This window comes from Streptomyces sp. AV19, from assembly GCF_015999245.1.
Taxonomy (GTDB): domain Bacteria; phylum Actinomycetota; class Actinomycetes; order Streptomycetales; family Streptomycetaceae; genus Streptomyces.
Window position 1 is genome coordinate 103,989 of record NZ_JAEAMR010000003.1, and the last position, 23,732, is coordinate 127,720.

Here is a 23,732-nt window from a genome sequence, read left to right on the forward strand (position 1 = left end):
GCCGTACCCGCACCGATGTTCCGTCACCAGCCACTCCCGCTCCAGCGAATGCACGCGCGGCAGCCAGCCCCCGCAGCACCGCCACGCCCCGCCCACTGACCGGCGCACCCGCAGCACCGGATGCCCCCACCGCAGCAGCACCACGCCGTCAGCCGGCGGCACCGTCCACGACCCCAGTCGCCACGACACCCCACTCACTGTCGTCCGCAGCACCGGCGCCGGACAGCGCGCACACTCCGCCAGCACCAGTCGACCCTCACCGCTCACTTGGCACCCCAGCGGGGGCCGTGAATGGTGCCGTCGGCCTCGATCGGCACGCCCATGAACCGGCCGGTCATGCAGCCGGTCAGCGTCTCCAATGCCGCCTCGGCCTGTCCGGTGGGGACCTGGAGAACGATCTCGTCGTGCACCAGCAGCAGCACACATCGCCCGTACTCGGTGGTGGTGGCCAGCTTGTAGAAGGCGTCGACGAGCAGGTCACGCCCACTGGACTGGATCACGTAGTTCAGCGACCTGTAGCGCTTGTTGGGGTCGGCGGGCAGGTGCCGGCCGGAAGCGGTGACGACGGTGTCCTGCTTCTCCATGTCGAACCCGAACCTGCGCAGCCGGGGGTAGGCGCGGCGGAACCGGCCGATGACATCCCGGGCGGCGTCTTCGGTGATGCCGGTGGAGCGGGCGAGCTTGGCGAAGCCGATGCCGTAGAGGGTGCCGAACATGGCCCGTTTGGCCAGCGTGCGCTGGGCGGGGGTGAATCCGTCGCCGAACATCAGCTTCGCGGTCAGGTTGTGGGGGTCGGCTCCGGCGTGGAAGGCGTCGATGAGCTTGGTCTCCTGGGCGAGGGCGGCGGCGATGCGCACCTCCACCGCCTTGAAGTCCGCGGAGACCAGGACGTGGCCGTCCTCGGCGATGACGCACTCGCGCAGCCGGGACGCGTCGTCCTCCGACACCTCCGCCTCGCCGGGGTCCGGGGACTTCTTGAGGGTCTGGAGCGCGGGCTTGTCCATGGACATACGCGCGGTGACCGCTTTGAGGGTGTTGACGTTCGGGTGAACGCGTCCGGCGGCGTCGGCGTAGGCGAGGAAGCTGGCCAGGATATTGAGGGCGTTGGTGCGCTCCTGGGCGGCCTGCTTGGCGCGCAGCACCGGCCCCACCACCGGGTCGTCGCCGTGGAGGTGGACGAGTTCGGCGAGGGCTTCCTTGTCCAGGGACGGGTTGCCGTTGTCGGTGCGGCGGGTGGAGACGGCGCCGTGCTCGGCGAGCCAGGCGGTCAGCTTGACCGAGCGCGGGTTGCAGCCGGTCAGGGTGGCGACCTCCGCGAGGTGGGCGTCGACTTCGGTTTTGACCTTGGTGTGGAGTGTTTCCGTGCGGTCGGTGTCGATGCGGATGCCCCGTGCGGTGACGGCTGCCATCTGCGCGTACAGCCAGTGCTCGGTCCGTACGAGGTGCGCGTACGGGGCGCACTGGGCGGTTAGGAGCGGGGTGAGGCGGCGCACGTAGAGGGCGTCGAGGGCGGCGTAGCGCAGGTAGGTTTCGTCGTCGGCCGGGATGTGGGTGAAGCCCCACCGCTTGATGTCCGCCGCCTTCCGGCCCACGTCGGCGGGGGCGAGCTGCCGGAAACGGTCGGTGAGAGCCTGCGCGGCGTCCGCGAGGCCGCTGTCCATGAGCTCGGCGGTGATCTTCTTCAGGCCGTGGCGGACCTGCTTGCCGCCCGGGCTGACGAGCTGGTGCAGCAGCATCGTGTCCAGGGTGCGCTGCCCCAACCACACTCCCAGCCCGCGCCACACGGTGAACACGTCGTAGGGGGAGTGCGTGACGAACCGCCGTCCCGGGTCGGCGAGCAGGTTGGTGACGGCACCCCGCTGTTCGGGGAGGTTCATGTCGAGGACCCACGCGTCGGTGCGGGTGGCGACTTGGACCAGGCGCAGCTGGCCGCCTGTGCCGAAGACGCCAGGGTGCTTGTCGGGGAAACCGGTGGTCTCGGTGTCCAGACCGAGAAGCTGGTCGCTGTCGAGGGTGGCGGTGAACAGGGCCGGGTCGTAGTCCGCGGGGGTGTGCAGGCGGACGGTCTCGCCTTGGACGGTGGCGGTCAGCGTCATGCCGCCTCTCCCTTCTGCGGGTAGTCGCTGGGGAAGCAGGCGGGGCAGGAGCGCAGCAGCATCGCCGGGGGCAGCGGCTGGAGCCGACCGCCGCACCGGGGGCAGGTGCCGGGCGGGGACGCCGGCAGGTGCTCGGTGGTCCAGTCGCACAGATCGGCGGTGTCCCAGGGGATGCCCCCGGGGTCGTGGGCGAGGGGGATGCCGTGCACGGTGCCGTCCTGCGGTCGGGTGTCCGGCGTGGGGGACGGCGGGAGAACGAGAGCGGGGAGGCCGTCGTCGGGGAACGGAGGCTCGTCGGCGTAGAAGAGGTCCGGCTCGGGGCCGGACATGACGGTGGCGGCCGTGGTCCATGCGCGGTCCAGGTTCTGGTCCAGGCGCTCGTCATCGACCGCACCCGCTCTGACCTGCGGGTTGTCCACCTGGTCCACGCGGTCCGCGATGGGGGGACCGAATTCATTTTTATGAGAGTGCGCAAAGGCGATGCCGGAGTAGGTCCACAGCCGCTTGCCGTCCTCTCGGGGCCGCGACTTGCGGACCCTGGGTACGGCGGCACGGAGATCACGGCCGAAGACCTCCCGCGTTCCTGTGGGGACGCCGTGGTCCTGGGCCCAGGTTGTCCACTCCTGCCACAGTTCGTCGCAGGGGGTCTGGCAATCGGGGCAGACGGTGCAGCACTCGTTGATGAACACGGTGACCGGAGAGGCGATCTCCTGCATCGCCGTGACGGCCTCCTTCGAGCCGGCTGGCACGGTGAACCGTCCGTTCTGCATGAGACGGTCGAGTCCGTTCAGCGCCCAGTTGAGGATGCCGGGGAGTTCCTTCTCCAGCTTCTTGGCGAGGGTGGGGTCTTCGCGGCCGAAGAAGGACTGGTGGGTCTGGAGGACGAGGAAGCGGCCCGCGATGGCGCCGGAGGAGTCCTCGAAGGCCGGCAGTTCGTTGGAGAGCATCACGATGCGAGTAGGGAGCCGTCCGATCCAGTCGGTGCGGTGCTTGCGGTGGACGGTGACGGTGTCTTTGGCGCTGACCGACAGCAGCTTTTCCACGGCGGACCGGGCGCCTTTGCGGGAGAGGCGGGCATCGGGGATGACCGCGAGGGGTTTGCCGATGAGCTGTTCCAGGCCGAAGTGGGCGGAGAAGTCCTCCATGGAGGGGGCGGCCACCGCGGTGGTGCCGGTGACAGGGGTGTCGTCGTCTTCGAGGCCGGTGCCGCCCATGAGCTTGATGAGGACGATGGCGGCGGTGCCCTTGCCGGAGCGCGGGGGGCCGACGAGCAGCAGGATCTTGTGGTGGCTGGTCAGGCCCGAGACGACGTACCCGAACCACTCCTGGAGGAGGCGGATGTTGTCAGGCTCGTCCGGCCACAGCTCGCGCAGGAACGTCTCCCAGGCCGGGCAGGTGGCGCCGGGGGTGTAGGGGTAGGGGACGGCGACGGTGTTGAAGAACGCCGGGGTGTGCGGTGTCAGGGTGCGGGTGGCGACATCCAGGAGTCCATTGGTGCAGGAGATGACAAGCCGCTTCCCCATAAGCAGCTCTTTGTTGTTTTGCGTGGACCGTGTGGACCGCTTGGACCCTTCGCAGGTCACAGCCTTACTGTTGATCGTTTTTGCCTGGACCGGACCTGGACCAGAACCTGGACCACCCTCTGGTGGAGGAGGGGTCAGGAAGCAGGGCATCTCGACGGATTGGGGCAGGTGCACCAGGGCCGCGAACGCCTCCGACAGGTCGCCGACGGTGCGACGGTTCGGCGCCCAGGCGTACACGCTGCCCTTTTCGCCGGTGCACACGGCATCGCCGGTGGCGCGGTAGAAGGCGGCGCGCATCTCGTCGTCGGGGAACTCCTTCCAGCAGGCGGTGTCCCACTTCATCCAGGAGCCGCGCCACGCGTGGAGGGTGAGCAGTCCCTCGTGGAGATACGGGATCAGGAGCGCCTCGGCGACTTTAAGGGGTTCGTGGGGCGGGGGGAGGACCGGGCGGCCTTCGGCCTCTTCGCGGCTGAGCCCGGTGGCGCGTCTGGATGCCGGGCGGCGCCCGAGGCCGTCCTCGGCCTTGTCGATCATGCGTAGGATGCGGCGGCGGCGCTGGTCGCCGGGGACGCGGCCCAGGTAGTCGTCCAAACCCTCCTTGCCGCCGACAGGGACGCGACAGAAGGCGATGGTCTTGGCTCCGGCGACGGTCAGGGCGTGGTGCAGGCGATCGGCGCCGTCCCACACGTGGGGGTTGGTTTTCCAGTCGGCGTCGAAGAAGAGGCAGACGGGGTGACCTTCGGCGAAGCCGACATCGACTTTCGAGGCTCCGTTGCAGCCGGCCAGGGCGTAGACGCCGTAGTCGTCCGGTGCCCAGCTGGCGGCGGCCAGAGCTTGTTTCGTGCCTTCGACGATCAGGACGGGGCGGCCCTTGCCGTCGGGGGCACGGAGCTCACCGATGCCGGGGCCCTGGCCTGTGGGGAAGACGTACTTGGCGCCGCTGCGCAAGGGCTTGTCGGGCCGTAGCTGCGGGACGGGTTCTTTGTCGCTGTCGGGCGGCTTCCAGATGGGGAACAGCAGGGCGGGGACGGCTTCGGTCCCGTAGTCGGCGAACTCCGGCGGCAGTTCCTCGGTGGTCTTGATGGAGTAGATGCCAGCGGCCTTGGCGGCCTGTGGTGTGATGGCGGCGTCGGCGAGGAGCTGGGCGTGCTCCTTGGTGATGTTGAGGTCCTGCCAGGTGGCGGCGGTGACCTGCGTGGTGTCTGGTTTGTTTGTTGCGGTTTCCATAGAATTGTCCTTACTGGGTGGGTAGTTGGATATCCACTGCTTGGCGGGCGCCCCGGGGTGTGCATCCCGGGGCGCCCTGCTGTGTGCCGGGGGTTAGAAGGGGACGCCGGCCGGGACGGGGCCGCCCGTGGCGGGGGGCGGGGTGGTGCTGCGGACGACCTTCACTTGGTAGTGGTGGTAGGTCGATCCACTCTTGGACTCCTTCTGGCCGAAGTACCGGCAGGCGAAGGTGTCGCCGACCTGCGGGGCGGCCTTTCGGATCTCGTTGCGGAGTACGCCGTGATAGGCCGTGACCCGCTTCTCGCTTCCGTCGGCGGTGCGGACGGTGACGACGGGGACAGGCTCGGGCCCGAAGTCGCTGGTGGTCTCGTCGAGGGCGGTGACGACACCCTGGATGCCGTCGCCGTGCTCCTGGGCGATCCAGGGGTCGGCGCTGGTGCCGTCGAGGGTGGCCAGGAGGTCGAAGGACTCGTCGGTGGTGGCGTCGTCCTTCATGGAGGAGAGCAGGTCCTCCTGCTCCGGGTTGTTGCCGGGGTTGTCGTTGTTCTTCTTGGCGGCCATCACGCGGCCTCTCCTTCTGTTGTGGGTTGGTCGGCGGCGCCGTGCAGGCGTTTGCCGAACGCTTGGTGCTGGCGGGTGTGCCAGGTGAGGGCGGCACGGGCGCCGAGGAACGCCCGCCAGGCGGTCTCGCAACGGTGGACCTGGACGAGCTCCCAGCCCTCGGGCCGCAGGTGCAGGGCGGCGAGGGCGTCGATGTGGGGCATGGGGAGCTCGGCGCCGTCCTCGTGGAGGATGAACTCGCCGTGAGCGAGCCCTTCGAGCTGGAGTTGAACGTCGGGCCAGACGCCGGACGCGCCGGTCTTGTAGTCGACGAGGTAGTTCCTGCCAGCGATGCTCACGATGGCGTCGAGGGTGCCCGCGTACTCGTGGGCCCGGTTCCAGATGGTGGCCTCGGCGGCGATGAACTCCGGGTTCCAGGTGGCACAGAAGTCGCCGAACTGGTCGAGGAACGTGTCGAGTTCGGGGCCGTGTCCGTTGAGAGTCTGGCCGGTGGCGAGTTTTTCGACGGCCGCGTGGACATTGCTGCCGAGGGTGGCGGCGGCCTCCGAGGTGCGCCTGGGGGCCGCCTTGATCAGGTCGATGCGTTCGCGCTCCGGCAAGGAGGAGAGTTCGGACCAGCTGGAGACGGCGTACTCGGCGGCTTCGCGGGCGTACCAAGGGGCGAGCGCGGCCTTGTTGAGCATGCCGGTGATCGTGGTGATGCTCGGCGCCTCCTCACCGGTGATCGGGTTGCGGTAGACGCGTCCGATGCTGCAGTTCTGCCGAGCGAGGCGGGGCTGAGTCATGGCGTCCACCTCGCCGCGTCGAGGCTGACGACGGGGTCGTTGTCGGTGCCGAGGGTGGGCTGGTGGTCGGCGGGCTGGACGGTGATGACGACGCCAGGGACCGGGAGTGATCCGGGGCCCTCCAACGGGTACCGCTTGGCCGCGGCCAGTTCGACGATCTGCGCGTCGTCGCGCAGTACGCCGGCCGCCACGATGGCGTCGCCGCAGGCACGCACCAGCTTGTCCAAGTCCGGCCTCGTGCTCGGCCAGCTCACCCGGGTCTTCGGCGCGGAGGTCGGCTTCCTCACCGTGAAGCACATGTCCACGAAGACGGGGCCGTTGTAGACGGGACGCACCTCGTGCCCGGCCTCGGCGATGGCGTCGACGGCGGCCTGGGTGACGGCGGCGCGCCATGGGGCCACGGCGGCGGAGGCTTCGACCATGACGCGGCCGAGGAGCCTCTTGGAGCCCTGTGCGGCGGGCCGTCCGAGTGTGGTGATCGTCAGGGATTCCGGGGAGGTCATAGCGCCTCCCCGGAGTCCGTGGTCACTAGCGCGTTGTGCTGGGCCGCGCGGCCCGCGTGATCGTTGGCAGGGCGCCGTCTGTTGTTCCGGGCGCGCGGCAAGGGTTGGGCCGCGGGTGTTTGCGCGGGGGCCGGTTCGTAGGGACGCCCCGTGAGCCGCTCCCACAAGAGGGCCGTCGAGACGCGCACCTTTCCACCCATGCGGATGATCGGGAACTCGCCGCGCCGCGCTGCTGCGTACGAGGCGGTGCGGCCGAGATCGAAGGCGAGGCGACCCGCGTCGGGCACCGAGAGCGTCGGTGCCTCTTGCGGGCTCGGCAGATATGCCAGTTTGGGTCGCTTCATACCCTTGACGGTGCATAACGTGCCAGCCAATGACGCCGCGTGACTGACGCCTGTGGCTGAGGCCACTGGTCGGCGAGTCGGGTTGCAGGAGAGGCTTGCCACATGCTCACCGGTGACCAGAGGCGGGCTTTTGGGAGCCCCGTGAGGGTCTGCCAGACCATGATCATCCGTGCCCCCCGTGGGGGCACCGGGCCTGCTAACGTGGGTTATCGCGTGTCAGCTTGTGTCAGCCTGTGCGGCTGTCACCTGCGGAAACGCGAAAAATCGCAGGCCAGAGCAGGGCGAATTGGCGGGTTCGATTCCCGCCATCTCCACTCATCCCATGTGAGGCAAGGCCCCACCGCCCCTGGCGGTGGGGCCTTCGCCGTTCCCGGCCGGGTTCCTGGCCGGGAACACGCGCAACCGGGGGCCGGAAACGGCCCTCTTTTATGGACAGAGGGGGGTGGCGCCATGGGAGGGATCCGGGCGGCCGCTGCCGTGGCGACGGTCACCGGCGCGGTGCTGCTCATGGGCGGCGGGCCGGCGTCCGGGGCGACCGGCCCGCCCGCCGACGACGCCGTGCACGTGGTGCTGAGCGGGGCGTTCGAGAACCGGCCCGGTGAACTGGTCGCCGTGGACGTGCAGGGCGTGCGGCCCGGGGCACCGGTGACCGTCCACTCGTCGGCCTTCGGCCGTCGTCCCGTCCGGCTCGCCCCCTATGAGCACGACCGCCGCGCGCGGGGCCACCGCGGGCGGCCCGCCGTCGCGATGACGGCACGCCCCGGCGCGTACCCGCTCGCCGTCCGGGTCGGCGACCGGACCGTGGCCCGGGACCTGGTCCGGGTGCGGCCCCAGAAGCCGCCGTCGTTCCGGCTGTCGGACGAGGACGGGGTGGTGCGGCCGGGCGAGCGGTTCGGTCTGTGGTTCGACGACCTGCGCCCCGGCGGGACGGGGTCCTCCTTCACGGCCCGCTCGCCGGTCCTGCCGGGTCCCGTGCGGCTGGTCCACGACCCGCGGGGCAGTCACTGGAACAACCCCCGGATGTTCACGGGGACCGCGACGCTGCCGCAGGATGCCAAGGACGGCACGTACCGGATCGTCCTCGCCGGCCCGGACGGGCGGGCGCGGGGGGAGCGGACGGTGACGGTCCGGGCGGCGCGTCCCGGGGACGGCGACTATCTGGGCCGGGCGCGCGGCCCCGCGTTCTTCACCGCTCCCGGCGGGCCGGGGCGGGCCCGCGCGGACGGGCCTGCGGCGGCCGGCGGCACGGTGAACGTGCTGTGGCACGACGCGGCGCCCGACCCGGGCGAGGAGGGCCGGCTCACCGCCACGTCCCCCGCCTTCGAGCGGCCGGTGCCCCTGCGCCGCGACGAGAGCCGCTCCGGGGACGGGGACGACCCGCGGTACTACGGTCCGGCGCGGATCCGGAGGGCGCTGGGGCCGGGGGCGTACCCGGTGACGGTGGTCAGTCACCATGGGCGGGTGCGGAGGACGGGGCGGCTTGTGGTGACGCAAGGGGGTGCGTCTGTTGCGCCTGGTGTTACCAATGCGGTCAGTGTGACCGGCTCGGGTGCCTCCGGTGGTGGGGGTGGCGTTGCGCCGGTGGTCGTGGGGGCGGTGGGCGTCGTTGTGGCGGGTGGTGTGCTGGTGTGGCGGAAGCGGGTGAGGGCTGGGGGGTAGTGGGGGATGCCCCGGTCCCGCCCTTTCACCGTTTCCCCGGGGCTCCGCCCCGGACCCCGAAGCGCCCTCCGGGCGCTGTCCTCAAGCGCCGGACGGGCTGATTCGGCGCGCCATTTCAGCCCGTCCGGCGTTTGAGGACGAACGCGGCGCAGCCACGTTGCCCCCCGCGCGGAGCGCGAAGAAACGGTGAAAGGGCGGGGAGGGGCACCCAGCCCGTCTGGGGGTTGCCCCCTCCGGGGACCTTGAGGACAACCGCCCGGAGGGCGGTTGCCGCCCCCGGGGCGAGCCGGGCCCCAACGCGGCCGGGCCACGAGTTGATCCACATCGCTTGCCGCTCCGCCTCCCCGCGATCGACAATTGATCCGTTGAACAAGGCTGAACAAGGCTGAAGCAAGACCCCCTCGCTCCATCCACCCATCCGTTCCACGGAGGCCGACATGGCAGGATTTCTGGACCGAGCCAAGGAGCAGGCCCAGCAGGCACTGCAACAGGGCAAGGAGAAGGTCGAGGAGGTGCAGGCCCAACGGGCCGGCGGCGAACTCCTGAAGAACCTCGGCGCCGCGTACTACGCGGAGCGGCGCGGCAGCGGCACGGGGCAGGCCACCCAGGACGCGCTCAACGCACTGGAGGCGCACATCGGCGTCCACGGAGACGGCTTCCTGCGGGGCTGAACCGGAGCCGAACCGGAGCCGAACCACCGCGCAGGGCTTCCGGGCGGGCCCCGGGCCGTGCACCCTGTGGGGAGGCGCACGGCCCCACAGGGATCCCCCAGGGAAAAGGTGACACGCACATGGCTGCGGCCCCTCACGACCTGCGGTTCGACTCCGGGCGGCTCTGCCTGGACCTCGTGGCCACGGCCGCCGCGGGCGGGCGGCCCGGAGAGGAGCCGTACGAGCGTCTGACCACCCCCGAACGGCTGCGCGCCTGGCTGCTGGGCGCCCGCGTCGTCCCGCCCGGCACCCCGCTGGACGGGGTGGACTCCGGCTGGCTGCGTCACTTCCACGCGCTCCGCGGCCTGCTGCACCGCGTGGTGCACGCGGAGGTCGCCGACGGCCGGGGAAGCCGCGCCGCCGCCGCCGACCTCGAACGCGTCAACGCCCTCGCCGCCGTGGCGCCGCCCGCCCTCCGCGCCGTGCGCGACGGCGACGGCGCCCTGGTCCGCGCCCTCGCCGGCCCCCCGGACTGCGGGGCGCTCGCGGGCCTGGTCGCCCGCGACGCCGTCGAACTGCTCACCGACCCGGCCGCGCGCGGCCTGTTGCGCCAGTGCGAGGGCGAGAGCTGCGGCCTCCTCTACCTGGACACCTCCCGGGGCCGGCGCCGCCGCTGGTGCTCCAGCGAGATCTGCGGCAACCGCGAACGCGTCGCCCGCCACCGCCGCAGGGCACTCAACGGGAAGGGCGCAAGGGGTCAGGACGGGCAGGAAGGTGTCAAACCTCCCATGTCCTGACAGGTGCGCCAGGTCCACTTGTTCGCGTACGGTTGAAGGCTGCCCTACGCACACAGAAGGGGGCCTGGGTGGCCGCGCAGAACGCCACGAGCGCGCAGGTGGCGACGGAACCTGAGAAGGCCGCGGACGGGATCCGCGACCGCGAGATCGGTGCGGAGCAGCACCATCTGGACCGGGTGTACCGGCGCCTCGAGGAGAAGATCCACGAGGCGGAGTTCCTCATGGACGACGCCGCCAAGCGCGGCCAGGTCGGCACACCGGGCGCGTTCGCCGAGCGCGACGCCCAGGTCTTCCGTGCCGGCGTCCATCTCAACCGGCTCAACAGCGAGTTCGAGGACTTCCTGTTCGGCCGGATCGACCTGCTGCTCGGCAAGGACGGCAAGAAGGGGCCGGACGGCGCGTACACCTCCGTCGAACCCGCCGACGACGCCGTCCGCGACGAGCGGGCCGAGATCGCCGAGACCCTGCACATCGGCCGGATCGGCGTCCTCGACGCCGACTACTCCCCGCTCGTGATCGACTGGCGGGCCCCCGCCGCCGCGCCCTTCTACCGCGCGACGCCCGTGGCCCCCGGCCGCGTCGTGCGCCGCCGGGTCATCCGCTCCAAGGGCCGCCGGGTGCTCGGCGTCGAGGACGACCTGCTGCGCCCGGAGCTGCGCACCACCCTGGACGGCGCCGCGCTGCCGGTGGTCGGCGACGGCGCGCTGATGGCCGCGCTCGGCCAGGCCCGCAGTCACACCATGAGGGACATCGTTTCTTCGATCCAGGCCGAGCAGGACCTGGTGATCCGCGCCCCCGCCGCCTCGGTGACCGAGGTCGAGGGCGGGCCGGGCACCGGCAAGACCGCCGTCGCGCTGCACCGCGCCGCGTACCTGCTCTACCAGGACCGGCGCCGCTACGCCGGCGGCATCCTCGTCGTCTCGCCGACCCCGCTGCTCGTCGCCTACACCGAGGGCGTGCTGCCGTCGCTGGGCGAGGAGGGCCAGGTCGCGATCCGGGCGCTGGGCTCGCTGGTCGACGGCGCGGAGGCGGACACGTACGACGAGCCGGCCGTGGCCCGGATCAAGGGCTCGTCGCGGATGCTCAAGGTGCTGCGCAAGGCGGCCCGCGGTGCGCTGGACGTCCCGCGGAACGGCGGCGCCGTCCCGGAGCGGCTGCGCGTCGTCGCCTTCGGCGGCCGGATCGAGCTCGGCGCCGAGGAGCTCCACCGTATCCGGCAGACCGCCCTGGGCGGTACCGCGCCGGTCAATCTGCTGCGCCCGCGCGCCCGCCGGCTGATCCTGGACGCCCTGTGGGCCAGGTCCGGCGGCCCCAAGCGCTACACCGACCCGGAGCTCGCCGCGGAGGCGCGCGCCGCGTTCGACGAGGACATCACCACCGAGGAGGACTTCCTGGCCTTCCTGTCCGCCTGGTGGCCGGAACTGACGCCCCGTCAGGTGCTGGTGCTGCTGGCCGACGAGCGCCGCCTGGCGCGCTGGACGCGCCGGGTCCTCAACCCGCGCGAGACCCGGCTGCTGGCCCGCTCCCTGGGCCGCCTCGACGCGGACGGCAGGGGCCCGCTGTCGGTCCACGACGTGGCGCTGCTCGACGAGTTGGAGACGCTGCTCGGCGCCCCGGCGCGGCCGAGGAAGCCCCGCGAGGCGGACCCGCTCGACCACCTCACCGGCCTGGAGGAGCTGATGCCCGAGCGCGGCGAGTCGCGCCGCGAGCGGGCGGAGCGGCTGGCGCAGGAGCGGCGGGACTACGCGCACGTCATCGTGGACGAGGCGCAGGACCTGACGCCGATGCAGTGGCGCATGGTCGGCCGCCGGGGCCGGCACGCGACCTGGACGGTGGTCGGCGACCCGGCCCAGTCCTCCTGGTCCGACCCCGACGAGGCGGCCCTCGCCCGGGACGAGGCGCTGGGCACCCGCCCCCGCCGCCGCTTCCAGCTCACCGTCAACTACCGCAACCCGGCCGAGATCGCCGAGCTGGCGTCGAAGGTGCTGGCCCTGGCGATGCCCGGGATGGAGGCGCCGTCCGCGGTCCGCTCGACCGGCGTCGAGCCGCGCTTCGCCGTCGCGGGCCCGGACCTGGCCGCGTCGGTCCGCGCGGAGGCGCGGCACCTGCTGGACGACGTGGAGGGCACGGTCGGCGTGGTCGTGCCGATGGGCCGGCGGGCCGAGGCCCGCGGCTGGCTGGCCGGGCTGGGTGACCGGGTCGTCGTCCTGGGCAGTCTGGAGGCCAAGGGCCTGGAGTACGACGCGACGATGGTGGTCACGCCCGCCGGGATCGCGGACGAGTCCCCAGCGGGTCTGCGGGTGCTGTACGTGGCCCTGACCCGCGCCACGCAGCGGCTGACCGTGCTGGCGGGGGAGCGGGACGAGCCGGACGCGGACGGGGTGCCGGACCTGCTGCGCGACTGACGCGTCGGCCGCCGCGGGACGGGACCGACCGGAACGGGCGCTGCCGGGAATGACTTTCCGGGGGCGTTTGTTAGCCTGAGTACGGCACCGGCTCGATCCAAGCCCCCGGGCCCAACCTTTGTCGCTACGAGCGACCACTTGCCGCGAGGCGAGCATGGCGGGCCGGTGCCGCTCAACTCTTCGACGGGCGCCCTTCACACGAAGGGCGCCCGTTGTGTTTCCGCAGGTTGGCGGGCGGGCCGCTCTCCCATGCCGTTCTCATATGGTGAAAGCCGCCTTCCGGAATTCCCCGGCCGGTTACCGTCTACCAGTCGGTAGGTGGGACGATCGAACGTCGCGCGGACGTTGCGCGCAGCACGACGTGATCAGGGAAAGTGGGAAGCGGCCATGGCAACGGCGCCTAGCGTCTCGTACTCGATGACGGTCCGACTGGAAGTGCCCGCCGGTGGTACCGCGGTCAGTCAGCTCACCACGGCCGTGGAGTCGTCCGGTGGTTCGGTGACGGGTCTGGATGTGACCGCGTCGGGTCATGAGCGGTTGCGGATCGATGTGACGGTGGCGGCGACGTCGACGGCACATGCGGACGAGATCGTGGACAAGCTGCGGGGGATCGAGGGGGTGTCGGTCGGGAAGGTGTCCGACCGGACGTTCCTGATGCACCTGGGCGGGAAGATCGAGATGGCGTCGAAGCATCCGATCCGTAACCGTGACGATCTGTCGATGGTCTACACGCCGGGTGTGGCGCGGGTGTGCATGGCGATCGCGGAGAATCCGGAGGACGCGCGGCGTCTGACGATCAAACGGAACTCGGTTGCGGTGGTCACGGACGGCTCCGCGGTGCTGGGGCTGGGGAACATCGGGCCGATGGCGGCGTTGCCGGTGATGGAGGGCAAGGCGGCGCTCTTCAAGCGGTTCGCGGGGATCGACGCGTGGCCGATCTGTCTGGACACGCAGGATCCGGACGCGATCGTGGAGATCGTGAAGGCGATCGCGCCGGGGTTCGCGGGGATCAACCTGGAGGACATCTCCGCGCCGCGGTGTTTCGAGATCGAGGCGCGGTTGCGCGAGGCGCTGGACATCCCGGTCTTCCACGACGACCAGCACGGCACGGCGATCGTGGTGCTGGCGGCGTTGACGAACGCGTTGCGGGTGGTGGGCAAGGGGATCGGTGATGTGCGGGTCGTCATGTCCGGTGCGGGTGCGGCCGGTACGGCGATCCCGGCGCTTGAGGACAGCGCCCGGAGGGCGCTTCGGGGGTCAGGGGCGGAGCCCCGAAAAGGGGGCCGGGGGCGAAGCCCCCGCTTCCGGCCGGAGGGCGGAGGGGGCCGGGGTCTCCCCGGGAAACGGTGAAAGGGCGGGTCGGGGAAAATCAACCGGCACCCGCCGGCCCGCAGCGCCCCCCGACCCCGACCCAGACCGCGCGGACCGCCACAACTCCCCTCCCGCCCAGGCCAGTCGGACGGCATCACCGACGCACACCCCACCCACCGGACCGTTATTGACCCGCGAGCTGTCCGACCCACGAAGTAGTCTGCTCGACGATGACTGACGACCAGATACCGCACACCTTCCAAGTCGACCTGCGCGGCCTGGTGGACCTGCTGTCCCACCACCTCTACTCCAGCCCCAAGGTCTACCTGCGCGAACTGCTGCAGAACGCCGTCGACGCGATCACCGCCCGCCGCGCCGCCGACCCAGGGGCGCCCGCGACCGTCCGCCTGGTCGCGGAGGACGGCCGGCTGCGCGTCGAGGACAGCGGCATCGGCCTGACCGAGGGCGACGTCCACGACCTCCTGGCCACGATCGGCCGGAGTTCCAAGCGCGACGACGCCGTTCACGAGGGACTCGAGTCGGCGCGCTCGGAGTTCCTCGGCCAGTTCGGCATCGGGCTGCTCGCCTGCTTCGTCGTCGCCGAGGAGATACGCGTCGTCAGCCGCTCGGCCAAGGAGCACGGGGCACTCCCGGTCGAGTGGACGGCCCGCGACGACGGTTCGTACACCGTCCGCACCCTGCCCGACGAAGCCCGCCCCGAGCCCGGCACCACCGTCCACCTCAACGCCCGCCGCGGCGCCGCCGACTGGCTCTCCGAGGAGCGCGTCACCGCCCTCGCCGAGGACTTCGGCTCGCTCCTGCCCTACGACGTCCGCGTCGGCGACACCCCGGTCACCGACCGGCCCGCCGTGTGGGAGCGCGCGCACCCCGGCCCCGCCGCCCGCCGCGCCGCCCTGGCCCGCCACTGCCAGGAGCTCTTCGGCTTCGCCCCGCTCGACAGCATCGACCTCGACGTACCGCTGGCCGGCGTCCGGGGAGTCGCCTACGTCCTGCCGCAGGCCGTCAGCCCGGCGCAGCGCGCGGGCCACCGCGTCCACCTCAAGGGCATGCTGCTCACCGACCGCGCCGACGACCTGCTGCCCGACTGGGCGTTCTTCGTCCGCTGCGTCATCGACACCGACAGCCTGCGCCCGACGGCCTCCCGTGAGAGCCTCTACGACGACGAGCGGCTCGCCGCCGTCCGTGAGGCCCTGGGCGAGCGCGTCCGCGACTGGCTCGCCGGGCTCGCCGCCGGTGACCAGGAGCGGCTGCGCCAGTTCCTGGCCGTCCACCACCTCGGCGTCAAGTCCCTGGCCCGGCACGACGCGGACATGCTGCGCACCATGCTGCCGTGGCTGCCCTTCGAGACGAGCGACGGGCACCTGTCGCTGGAGGAGTTCGCCCAGCGCCACCCCGTCGTCCACTTCACGACCGGCGTCGAGGAGTTCCGGCAGGTGGCGCCGATCGCCGCCGCCCAGGGCATCGGCGTGGTCAACGGCGGCTACACCTTCGACGCCGACCTCGTCCGGCTGCTGCCCCGGGTGCGTCCGGGCACCACCGTGGCCGAGCTGGACGCCGAGACCGTCACCGCGCACCTCGACCACGTCGACGCCGCCGACGAACTGGCCCTGTCCGGCTTCCTGTCGGCCGCCCGCGCCCGCCTGGACGCGCTCGGCTGCGACGTGGTCGTCCGGGCGTTCCTGCCCGTCACCGTACCCGCCCTGCACCTGGACGACCGGTCCGCCCGGCACGAACGGGCCCGCGAGGAGGAGGAGTCCAAGGCCGACGACCTGTGGACGTCCATCCTCGGCTCGCTGCGCGACGAGACCCCCCGCGCCCGCCTCGTCCTCAACCACCTCAGCCCCCTGGTGCGCCGCCTGGGCGCCCTGGAGGACCGCGACCTGGCGGGCACCGCCGCCGAGGCGCTGTACGGGCAGGCCCTGCTGATGGCCCAGCGCCCGCTGCGGCCGGCCGACTCGGCCCTGCTCAACCGCGCCTTCCTGGGCCTTCTGGAATGGGCGGCCCACCCCACCACCGCGTCCGAGGAGGGCCGTTGAGCACCACCGTCGCCGCCGTCCGCGAGGCGCTCCAGGAGAACATGCGCGAGCCCGAGGGTCCCGCGCGCAACGCCCGCGCCGAGCGCCTGGTCGAGGAGGCCGGGCACACGGGCGACACCGCCCTGCTGCTCGACACCCTCTTCAACCTGCTGTCCGCCTACAACTTCAGCTCCGAGTCGGAGAAGATGTTCGTGCCGTTCGCCCGCGTGCTGCGCATGTGGGACGAACGCCCGGACGACTTCGACGAGTTCGCCGCCCACCGGCTGCACTGGATGTTCAAGTGGGTCTCCAGTGGCATGCTCGACCAGCCGGGCATCCCGCTGGCCTCCGTCGAGAAGTGGCAGACGGAGATGGAGCACCGCTACCGGCTCGCCGGCTACAGCGAACGGGCCGTGCGCCAGGGCGAGTTCCGCATCGCCCGGGACACCGGCGACCTCCCGCGCGCCGAGCGGGCCTTCGCCGCCTGGCTCGCCGCCGACCGCGACGAGATGAGCGACTGCCACGCCTGCGAGCTCAACACCCAGGGCGCGTGGCTCAGCCACCTCGACCGCCCGGCCGAGGCGCTGGAGACCTGGGCGCCGGTCCTGGCCGGCGAGCACACCTGTGCCCACGAGCCGCACGTGGTCCTGGCGTCCTCGTTGCTCCCGCTGGTGCGGCTCGGCCGCACGGACGAGGCCCGCGCCCACCACCTGCGCGGCTACCGGATGATCCGCGACATGGAGTCGATGCGCTCCACCGTCGCCGACCACATCGAGTTCTGCGCGCTGACCGGCAACGAGGCCCGCGCGCTGGAGCTCCTGGCCGAGCACGGCGGCCACTTCGCGCCCTCCGGCGACCCCGACACCCTGCTCGACTTCCTCGCCGCCGTCGCCCTGCTCGCCCGCCGCCTGGGCGAACTGGGGCTCGGCGGACAGGAGATGCCCGGCCCGGCCGGACGCGCCTGGACCGCCGACGCGCTCCACGCGTACGCCCGCGCCGAGGCCCTGGCCCTGGCCGGCCGCTTCGACGCGCGCAACGGCAGCACCGTCACGAGCGCCCGGGCCACCGCGCGGATGGACGCCGAGCCGTTGGCGGAGCGGCTGCCGCTGGGTGTCCGGGCACAGCGGCTGACCACCGGCCCGCGCCCGGCTCCGGCGGCTCCGGCGGCTCCGGAGGCTCCGGCGGGCGAGGACGTGCAGACGCTGCTGGCCACGGCCCGCGGGCTCGCCGAGGAGCTCGACCCGGGCGCGCGGGCGGCCTGGGACGCGGCCTGCCGGGCCGCCGGTGACGGAGCCGGCCTCGACGCGTCGGCCCGGGCCGAGCTCGCCGACCACGCCGCGGTCCACGGGACCGGCGACCTGGAGGCGCGCGCCGCCCGCTTCCTGGAGGCGGCGGCGCTGTACGAGGAGGCCGGCCGGCCCGTGGACGCGGCCGGCGCGCGGGCGCGCCACGCGCTCGCCCTCGCGCTGACGGGCCGGGACGCGGACGCCCTGGCCGGGGTGGAGGCGGAGTGCGCGCGCCTGCGCGCGCTGGACGCGCCGCCGCGCCGGATCGCCTCGGCCCTGCTGTACCGGTGCAGGGTGCTGCTGCACCTGCTGCCCGAGGGGCCCGAAGCGACGCCCGCCTCGGAGGCGTTGGAGCACGCGATCGACGAGGTACTCGCCTACGCCGAGGAGCACGCGGCTGAAGGGCGCGCGATGCGGGCCCGCGTCGCGGACGCCTTCGAGCTGCGCGGCGAGGCCGCCCTCGCGGCGGGCGACCCGGCCCGGGCCGCCGCGGCCTTCGCGCGGTCGGCGCAGGCCGCGGACGAAGCGGGCATCCCCTGGTACGCGACCGAGGCCCGGGGCGGGCTGGCGCAGGCCGCGATGGCCTGCGGCGACCCCGGGACGGCGATCGGCGCGGCGCGCTCGGCGCTGGAGCACGGCGCGGAGGTCCTGTCCGACGCCCCGACCGCCCGGCTGCACCTGATCCTCTCGGATGCGCTGGCCTCCGTCGGGGAGCGGGAGGCCGCGGTCGAGCACGCGCTGGAGGCCGCGCACTGGGCGGACCGGGCCGGGGAGGGCGAGACGCTGGGCGCCTGGGCCCGGCTCGCGCTCGGCGGGGCGCTGCACCGCCTCGGCCGGGCGGACGAGGCGGCGTCCGTGCTGGAGACGGTCCTTCCCGACCTGGAGCGCCACCACGACGAGGGGCAGGTCGTCCAGGCCCGCTGGTGGCTCGGCGAGTGCCTGGCCGCGCTGCGCGACCACCGGCAGGCGGCCGAGCAGTTCCTGCGCGCGGCGGGCGTCGCCCAGGGCTGGGACGACCAGCAGGACCACGCCGTCCTGGCCAACCTGGCCGCCGACTGCCTCGACCGGGCCGGCATGGACGACGAGGCGGACCGGGCCTACGAGCGGGCCGGGGCGCTCTGGCGCGAGCTGGGCCGCCCGGACGCGGTCGTCCGCGTGCTGCGCGCCCGGGCGTGGGTCGCCGCGCGCGGCGACGGCGGTCTCCCGGCGGCCCGGGAGCTGATGGCCTCGGCGGCGCGGGAGGCCGCGGGCGACGAGCAACTCCTCGCCGAGCTGGCGCAGACCCACCGGCAGACCGGCGAACTGGTCGTCCGCTCCTGCCCGGGCGAGCCGGGCGACGAGGACGAGGACGGCACGGCGCGGGCGGCGTACGAGGAGGGGCTGGCCCATGCCGAGCGGGCCGCGGCCGTGTTCGCCGCGTGCGGCCCGGACCTGCGGGACCAGCGCACCGCCGCGCAGCTGATGGCCGCCTGGCTGGAGGCCGACCTCGGCCGGGCCGAGGAGGCGACGGCACGGGCCCGCGCGGTGGCCGAGGAGTACGGCGCCGAGGAGGAGGGCGTGGCGGAGGCGCGCCGGGAGGAGGCGGAGAGCGTCCTCAAGTATGTGGCGCAGCGGGTGGGTTGAGGCCTGTTGAGGCCCGGCCGCCGGGCGGGGAGGGCCTTCCGGCCCGGGGGTGTTGCGGGGGCCGGGGCGGAGCCGCGTCGCGGGGGCGGGGGTGCGGCGGTATCGCGCCGGAGTCTTTCGCCCCCGCCCCGCCCTTTCACCGTTTCTCCCGGGGCTGCGCCCCTCGGCCCGGCACCGCGCTCCGCGCGGTGGTGCGGGGGCTTCGCCCCCTGCGCCCCCACCGGGGCTCCGCCCCGGACCCCGTTTCGCGGCTTCGCCGCTCGTCCTCAAACGCCGGACGGGCTGAAGTGCGCGCCCGTGCCGTAGTCCGGCCCGGGCCCGTAGCCCGGCAGGGCATGCGATTCGGCCCGGCGGGCCCATCAATCAGCCCGTCCGGCGCTTGAGGACAGCGCCCGGAGGGCGCTTCGGGGGGCCAGGGGGCGTAGCCCCCGGAACAGGGGCCAGGGGCGGAGCCCCGGTGGGTGCAAGGGGCGGAGCCCCCGCACACCGCGCGGAGCGCGGTGCCCGGCCGAGGGGCGCAGCCCCGGAAGAAACGGTGAAAGGGGGGTGCCCCCTCTGGGGGGAGGGCCGGGGGCAAGAGACGCCGACCGCCACCACATACCACCGCTTCCACGATCCGCACCCCCACCCCCCGTACCCTCGACCCATGCCCACCCCCTACGTGATCGCCGGCCCCGACGGCACCCCCACCGACGCCCCCTGCCGGCACGCCGACCAGGTCCGGGACGTCGCGCCCAGCACCACCGAAGGGTGCGAGGACTGCCTGCGCGAGGGCACCCGCTGGGTGCATCTGCGCATGTGCCTCAGTTGCGGGCACGTCGGGTGCTGCGACAGCTCCCCGCGGCGCCACGCGCGCGAGCACTGGAACGGCACGGCCCACCCGATCATCGCGTCCCGGGAGCCCGGTGAGGACTGGGCCTGGTGCTTCCCGGAGGAGGCGCTGCTCCTGCCGAGGAGTACGTGAACCCTCGCGTCAGCCGTCGACCGGCAGCCCCTTCGGCTCCTTGATCCGCTTCATGACGATCTGCGAGTTCACCTCGGTGACACCGGAGAGCGTCGTGAGCCGCTCGATCCACAGCCGCTCGTACGAGTTGAGGTCGGCGACGGCGATCCGCAGCAGGCAGCCGGGGCTGCCGAAGAGGCGGTACGCCTCGATGACGTCGGGAATGTCCTGGAGCGCCGCCTCGAACGCCTCGACCGCCTCCCGGTCGCGCCGGACCTCGACGGAGACGAGCACCTCGAAGCCCCGTCCGACGGCTTCGGGATCGATGACCGCGCGGTAGCCCCGGATCACCCCGTCCTGCTCCAGCTGGCGCACCCGGCGCATGCACGGCGACGAGGTGAGGCCGACCCGCTGGGCGAGCTCCTGGATGGTCAGGCGGCCGTCGGCCTGGAGCTCGCGCAAGATATTTCTGTCGATCTCGTCCACGGCGCGATTATCCACCACGGTTTCCGCCCGGGCCCGCCGGAATGGGCAACCCGATTGCGCGCGATTTGTCCTACGGTTGCTCCCGGCCCGGCGCACGGGCCGCGTTCGTCAGGGATCGGCAAGGGAGCTAGTACGTGGGACAGGTCGTCGTCATCAGCACCGGCGGGACCATAGCCAGCCGCTGGCAGGGTTCCGGGTACGCCGCCGACGCCCGCGGCGGGGACGTCCTCGCCACGGCCGCCGTGCCCGAGGGCGTGACTGTCCGGGTCGTCGACCTGATGAGCGTGAACAGCGCCCGGATCACCACCGCGCACCAGCTCACCCTCCTGCGCACCGTGCGCGAGGTGCTGGCCGACCCCGCCGTCGACGGCATCGTCGTCACGCATGGGACGGACACGCTGGAGGAGTCCGCCTTCTTCCTCGACCTCCACCACGACGACCCCCGCCCGGTGGTCTTCACCGGTGCCCAGCGCCCGCTGGAGGCACCGGACGGCGACGGGCCGCGCAACCTCCACGACGCGCTGCTGACCGCGGCCACGGTGCGCGACCTCGGCGTCCTGATCGTCTTCGACGGCCAGGTGCACGCCGCGCGCGGCACGGTCAAGGTGCAGACGCTGGCCGCCGACGCGTTCGCCGACCCGTCCGGCAAGCCGGTCGCGGACGTGGCCGACGGCGCCGTCCGCGTCCACCGCCGCCCCGGGCGCCCGGCGCCGCTCGCCGTGCCGGCGGCCGGCGGGCCGCTGCCCCGGATCGACGTCGTCATGCACCACTGCGACGCGGACCCGACGCTGTTCGAGGCGGCCGTCGCGGCGGGCGCCCAGGGCATCGTCCTGGTCGCGACGGGCGCGGGCAACGCCACCCCCGAGATCTGCGCCGCCGTCGAGGCGGCCGTCGCCCGCGGTGTCCTCGTCGCCGTGACCACCCGCGTGTCCACCGGGCCGGTCGCGGAGATCTACACCCACGGCGGGGCCGTGGACCTCGTGGCCGCCGGCGCGGTGCTGACCGGCACCCTGCGCGCCGGCCAGTCCCGGATCGCCGTCCTCTCCGCCGCCCTCGCCGCCACCGACGCGGCCGGACGCGCCGACGCCCTGCACCGGACGCTCGCCGTCACCGCGGTCGCCGCCGCGGCCTGACCGCCCCCTCAACTCCCCCCACGCACCCGATCGGAACACCCATGCCGGCATCCGCCCCCACCCACGACGGTCCGCAGATACGCGTCGAGCACGACCTCCTCGGCGACCGGGAGGTCCCCGCGGCCGCGTACTACGGCGTCCACACCCTGCGGGCCGTCGAGAACTTCCCCATCACCGGCATCCCGATCTCCGCCCACACCGACCTCGTCACCGCCCTCGCCTGCGTCAAGCAGGCCGCCGCGCAGGCCAACCGCGACCTCGGCCTGCTGGACGGGCCCAAGGCGGACGCCATTGTGCGGGCCTGTGAGGAGATCCGCGCCGGACGCCTGCACGACCAGTTCGTCGTGGACGTCGTCCAGGGCGGCGCCGGCACCTCCACCAACATGAACGCCAACGAGGTCGTCGCCAACCGGGCGTTGGAACTCCTCGGCCACGCCAAGGGCGACTACCGCCACCTCCACCCGCTGGAGGACGTCAACGCCGGCCAGAGCACCAACGACGTCTACCCGACCGCCGTCCGCCTCTCCCTGCAGCTCGCCGCCGCCCGCCTGCTGGAGGCCATGGCGGTGCTGCGCGACGCGTTCGCGGCCAAGTCCGAGGAGTTCACGGACGTCCTGAAGATGGGCCGCACGCAGCTCCAGGACGCGGTGCCCATGACGCTCGGCCAGGAATTCGCGGCCTACGCCGTGATGCTGGACGAGGACCGGGCGCGCCTGGACGAGGCGGGCGCGCTGCTGCGCGAGATCAACCTCGGCGGCACCGCCATCGGCACCGGCCTCAACACCCACCCCCGGTACGCCGGGACGGCCTGCGAGCACCTCGGCGCGATCACCGGCATCCCGTTCACGGTCGCCGGCGACCTCGTCGAAGCCACCCAGGACATGGGCGCGTTCGTCCAGCTCTCCGGCGTGCTCAAGCGGATCGCCGTCAAGCTCTCCAAGACCTGCAACGACCTGCGCCTGCTCTCGTGCGGTCCGCGCGCCGGGCTCGCCGAGATCAACCTGCCGCCCGTGCAGGCGGGTTCGAGCATCATGCCGGGCAAGGTGAACCCGGTGATCCCCGAGGTGGTCAACCAGATCGCCTACGAGGTCATCGGCAACGACGTGACCGTCACCATGGCCGCCGAGTCCGGCCAGCTCCAGCTCAACGCCTTCGAGCCGGTCATCGCGCACAGCCTGCTCAAGAGCCTCGCGCACCTGCGGGCCGGCTGCCTGACGCTCGCCGAGCGCTGCGTCGGCGGCATCACCGCCAACCGCGAGCACCTGGCGCAGCTCGTCGGGCAGTCCATCGGCCTGGCCACCGCGCTCAACCCGCACATCGGCTACGAGCAGGCCACCGCCGTCGCGCAGGAGGCCCTGACCACGGGCGCCTCGGTGCACGACCTGGTCCTGGCCAAGGGCCTGCTCACCCCGGAGCGGCTGCGGGAGATCCTCCACCCGGACAACCTCGCCCGCCCGCACGCCCGGGCCACGGCCTGAACCCCCACGTCCCAGAAGCAGAACTTCCCAGAAGCAGAAAGAAGCACAACTCCCATGGCAACGGCGCCCAGCGTCTCGCACTCGATGACGGTCCGACTGGAGGTGCCCGCCGGTGGTACCGCGGTCAGCCGGCTGACCACGGCCGTGGAGTCCTCCGGTGGCTCGGTGACCGGCCTTGACGTCACCGCGTCCGGCCACGAGCGGCTGCGCATCGACGTGACCGTCGCCGCCACCTCCACCTCGCACGCCGACGAGATCGTGGACGGGCTCCGCGACATCGAGGGCGTCACGGTCGGCAAGGTGTCCGACCGGACGTTCCTGATGCACCTGGGCGGCAAGATCGAGATGGCCGCCAAGCACCCCATCCGCAACCGCGACGACCTCTCGATGATCTACACCCCCGGTGTGGCCCGTGTCTGCATGGCGATCGCGGAGAACCCCGAGGACGCGCGGCGTCTGACGATCAAGCGGAACTCGGTGGCCGTGGTCACCGACGGCTCGGCGGTGCTGGGCCTGGGCAACATCGGCCCCAAGGCCGCCCTGCCGGTGATGGAGGGCAAGGCGGCGCTCTTCAAGCGGTTCGCGGGGATCGACGCGTGGCCGATCTGTCTGGACACGCAGGATTCGGACGCGATCGTCGAGATCGTCAAGGCCATCGCCCCCGGCTTCGCGGGGATCAATCTGGAGGACATCTCCGCCCCGCGCTGCTTCGAGATCGAGGCGCGCCTGCGCGAGGCGCTCGACATCCCGGTCTTCCACGACGACCAGCACGGCACCGCCATCGTCGTCCTCGCCGCCCTCACCAACGCCCTGCGCGTCGTGCACAAGAACATCGGTGATGTGCGGGTCGTCATGTCCGGTGCGGGTGCGGCCGGTACGGCGATCC

15 protein-coding genes and 2 pseudogenes are annotated in these 23,732 nt (G+C 72.8%); 11 read left to right on the plus strand and 6 right to left on the minus strand.

The genetic code is table 11. From position 1 onward, the window contains the following. Positions 1-263: 263 nt before the first annotated feature. The 5 genes from I5Q34_RS00485 to I5Q34_RS00505 form a co-directional block, all read right to left on the minus strand. Positions 264-2,096, minus strand: a complete 1,833-nt coding sequence (locus I5Q34_RS00485) for a DNA polymerase (RefSeq protein WP_199890054.1) — start codon at positions 2,094-2,096, stop codon at positions 264-266. Continuing rightward, on the minus strand, positions 2,093-4,846 hold the full coding sequence (locus I5Q34_RS00490) for a phage/plasmid primase, P4 family (RefSeq protein ID WP_199890055.1): 2,754 nt from the start codon (positions 4,844-4,846) through the stop codon (positions 2,093-2,095). Before I5Q34_RS00490 ends, I5Q34_RS00485 begins: the two co-directional genes overlap by 4 nt. A 93-nt stretch (positions 4,847-4,939) precedes the next feature. Then, complete coding sequence (locus I5Q34_RS00495) at positions 4,940-5,407, minus strand: hypothetical protein (RefSeq protein ID WP_199890056.1); 468 nt, start codon at positions 5,405-5,407, stop codon at positions 4,940-4,942. Beyond that, a complete protein-coding gene (locus I5Q34_RS00500; protein WP_199890057.1) occupies positions 5,407-6,192 on the minus strand; it encodes a hypothetical protein in 786 nt (261 codons plus the stop codon). Before I5Q34_RS00500 ends, I5Q34_RS00495 begins: the two co-directional genes overlap by 1 nt. Next, positions 6,189-6,695 carry a RusA family crossover junction endodeoxyribonuclease gene (locus I5Q34_RS00505; protein ID WP_199890058.1) on the minus strand — a complete coding sequence of 169 codons (507 nt, stop codon included), beginning with the start codon at positions 6,693-6,695 and terminating at the stop codon, positions 6,189-6,191. Before I5Q34_RS00505 ends, I5Q34_RS00500 begins: the two co-directional genes overlap by 4 nt. A gap of 794 nt (positions 6,696-7,489) precedes the next feature. On the opposite strand from I5Q34_RS00505, the gene I5Q34_RS00510 reads away from it, so the two are divergent. From I5Q34_RS00510 to I5Q34_RS00545, 8 genes and pseudogenes are all read left to right on the plus strand, one after another. Beyond that, complete coding sequence (locus I5Q34_RS00510; RefSeq protein ID WP_199890059.1) at positions 7,490-8,698, plus strand: hypothetical protein; 1,209 nt, start codon at positions 7,490-7,492, stop codon at positions 8,696-8,698. Positions 8,699-9,135: 437 nt separating this feature from the next. Next, the gene (locus I5Q34_RS00515) at positions 9,136-9,369 is read left to right on the plus strand and encodes a hypothetical protein (RefSeq protein ID WP_199890060.1); all 234 of its coding nucleotides are present in this window, start codon (positions 9,136-9,138) and stop codon (positions 9,367-9,369) included. 119 nt (positions 9,370-9,488) lie between these two features. Beyond that, on the plus strand, positions 9,489-10,145 hold the full coding sequence (locus I5Q34_RS00520; protein WP_199890061.1) for an ABATE domain-containing protein: 657 nt from the start codon (positions 9,489-9,491) through the stop codon (positions 10,143-10,145). 68 nt (positions 10,146-10,213) lie between these two features. Further along, complete coding sequence (locus I5Q34_RS00525) at positions 10,214-12,550, plus strand: UvrD-helicase domain-containing protein (RefSeq protein WP_199890062.1); 2,337 nt, start codon at positions 10,214-10,216, stop codon at positions 12,548-12,550. 387 nt (positions 12,551-12,937) lie between these two features. Next, a pseudogene (locus I5Q34_RS00530) lies at positions 12,938-13,768 on the plus strand (NAD-dependent malic enzyme); the annotation flags it as partial. Positions 13,769-14,091: 323 nt separating this feature from the next. Continuing rightward, on the plus strand, positions 14,092-15,918 hold the full coding sequence (locus tag I5Q34_RS00535) for an HSP90 family protein (protein ID WP_199890063.1): 1,827 nt from the start codon (positions 14,092-14,094) through the stop codon (positions 15,916-15,918). Further along, positions 15,915-18,806, plus strand: a complete 2,892-nt coding sequence (locus tag I5Q34_RS00540) for a tetratricopeptide repeat protein (RefSeq protein ID WP_307811626.1) — start codon at positions 15,915-15,917, stop codon at positions 18,804-18,806. Before I5Q34_RS00535 ends, I5Q34_RS00540 begins: the two co-directional genes overlap by 4 nt. Positions 18,807-19,452: 646 nt before the next feature. Beyond that, complete coding sequence (locus tag I5Q34_RS00545; protein ID WP_199890065.1) at positions 19,453-19,770, plus strand: UBP-type zinc finger domain-containing protein; 318 nt, start codon at positions 19,453-19,455, stop codon at positions 19,768-19,770. 9 nt (positions 19,771-19,779) lie between these two features. On the opposite strand, the gene I5Q34_RS00550 is transcribed toward I5Q34_RS00545, so the two are convergent. Further along, positions 19,780-20,235: an Lrp/AsnC family transcriptional regulator gene (locus I5Q34_RS00550; RefSeq protein ID WP_199890066.1), complete on the minus strand. Its 456-nt coding sequence runs from the start codon at positions 20,233-20,235 to the stop codon at positions 19,780-19,782. Positions 20,236-20,369: 134 nt separating this feature from the next. Between I5Q34_RS00550 and I5Q34_RS00555 the strand changes: the two genes are divergently transcribed. The 3 genes and pseudogenes from I5Q34_RS00555 to I5Q34_RS00565 form a co-directional block, all read left to right on the plus strand. After that, positions 20,370-21,368, plus strand: coding sequence for an asparaginase (locus I5Q34_RS00555; RefSeq protein WP_199890067.1), 999 nt, complete (start codon positions 20,370-20,372; stop codon positions 21,366-21,368). 41 nt (positions 21,369-21,409) lie between these two features. Continuing rightward, positions 21,410-22,846 carry an aspartate ammonia-lyase gene (locus I5Q34_RS00560; RefSeq protein ID WP_199890068.1) on the plus strand — a complete coding sequence of 479 codons (1,437 nt, stop codon included), beginning with the start codon at positions 21,410-21,412 and terminating at the stop codon, positions 22,844-22,846. A 54-nt stretch (positions 22,847-22,900) separates the two neighbouring features. Continuing rightward, positions 22,901-23,732 (plus strand): annotated as a pseudogene (locus I5Q34_RS00565) (NAD-dependent malic enzyme); the annotation flags it as partial.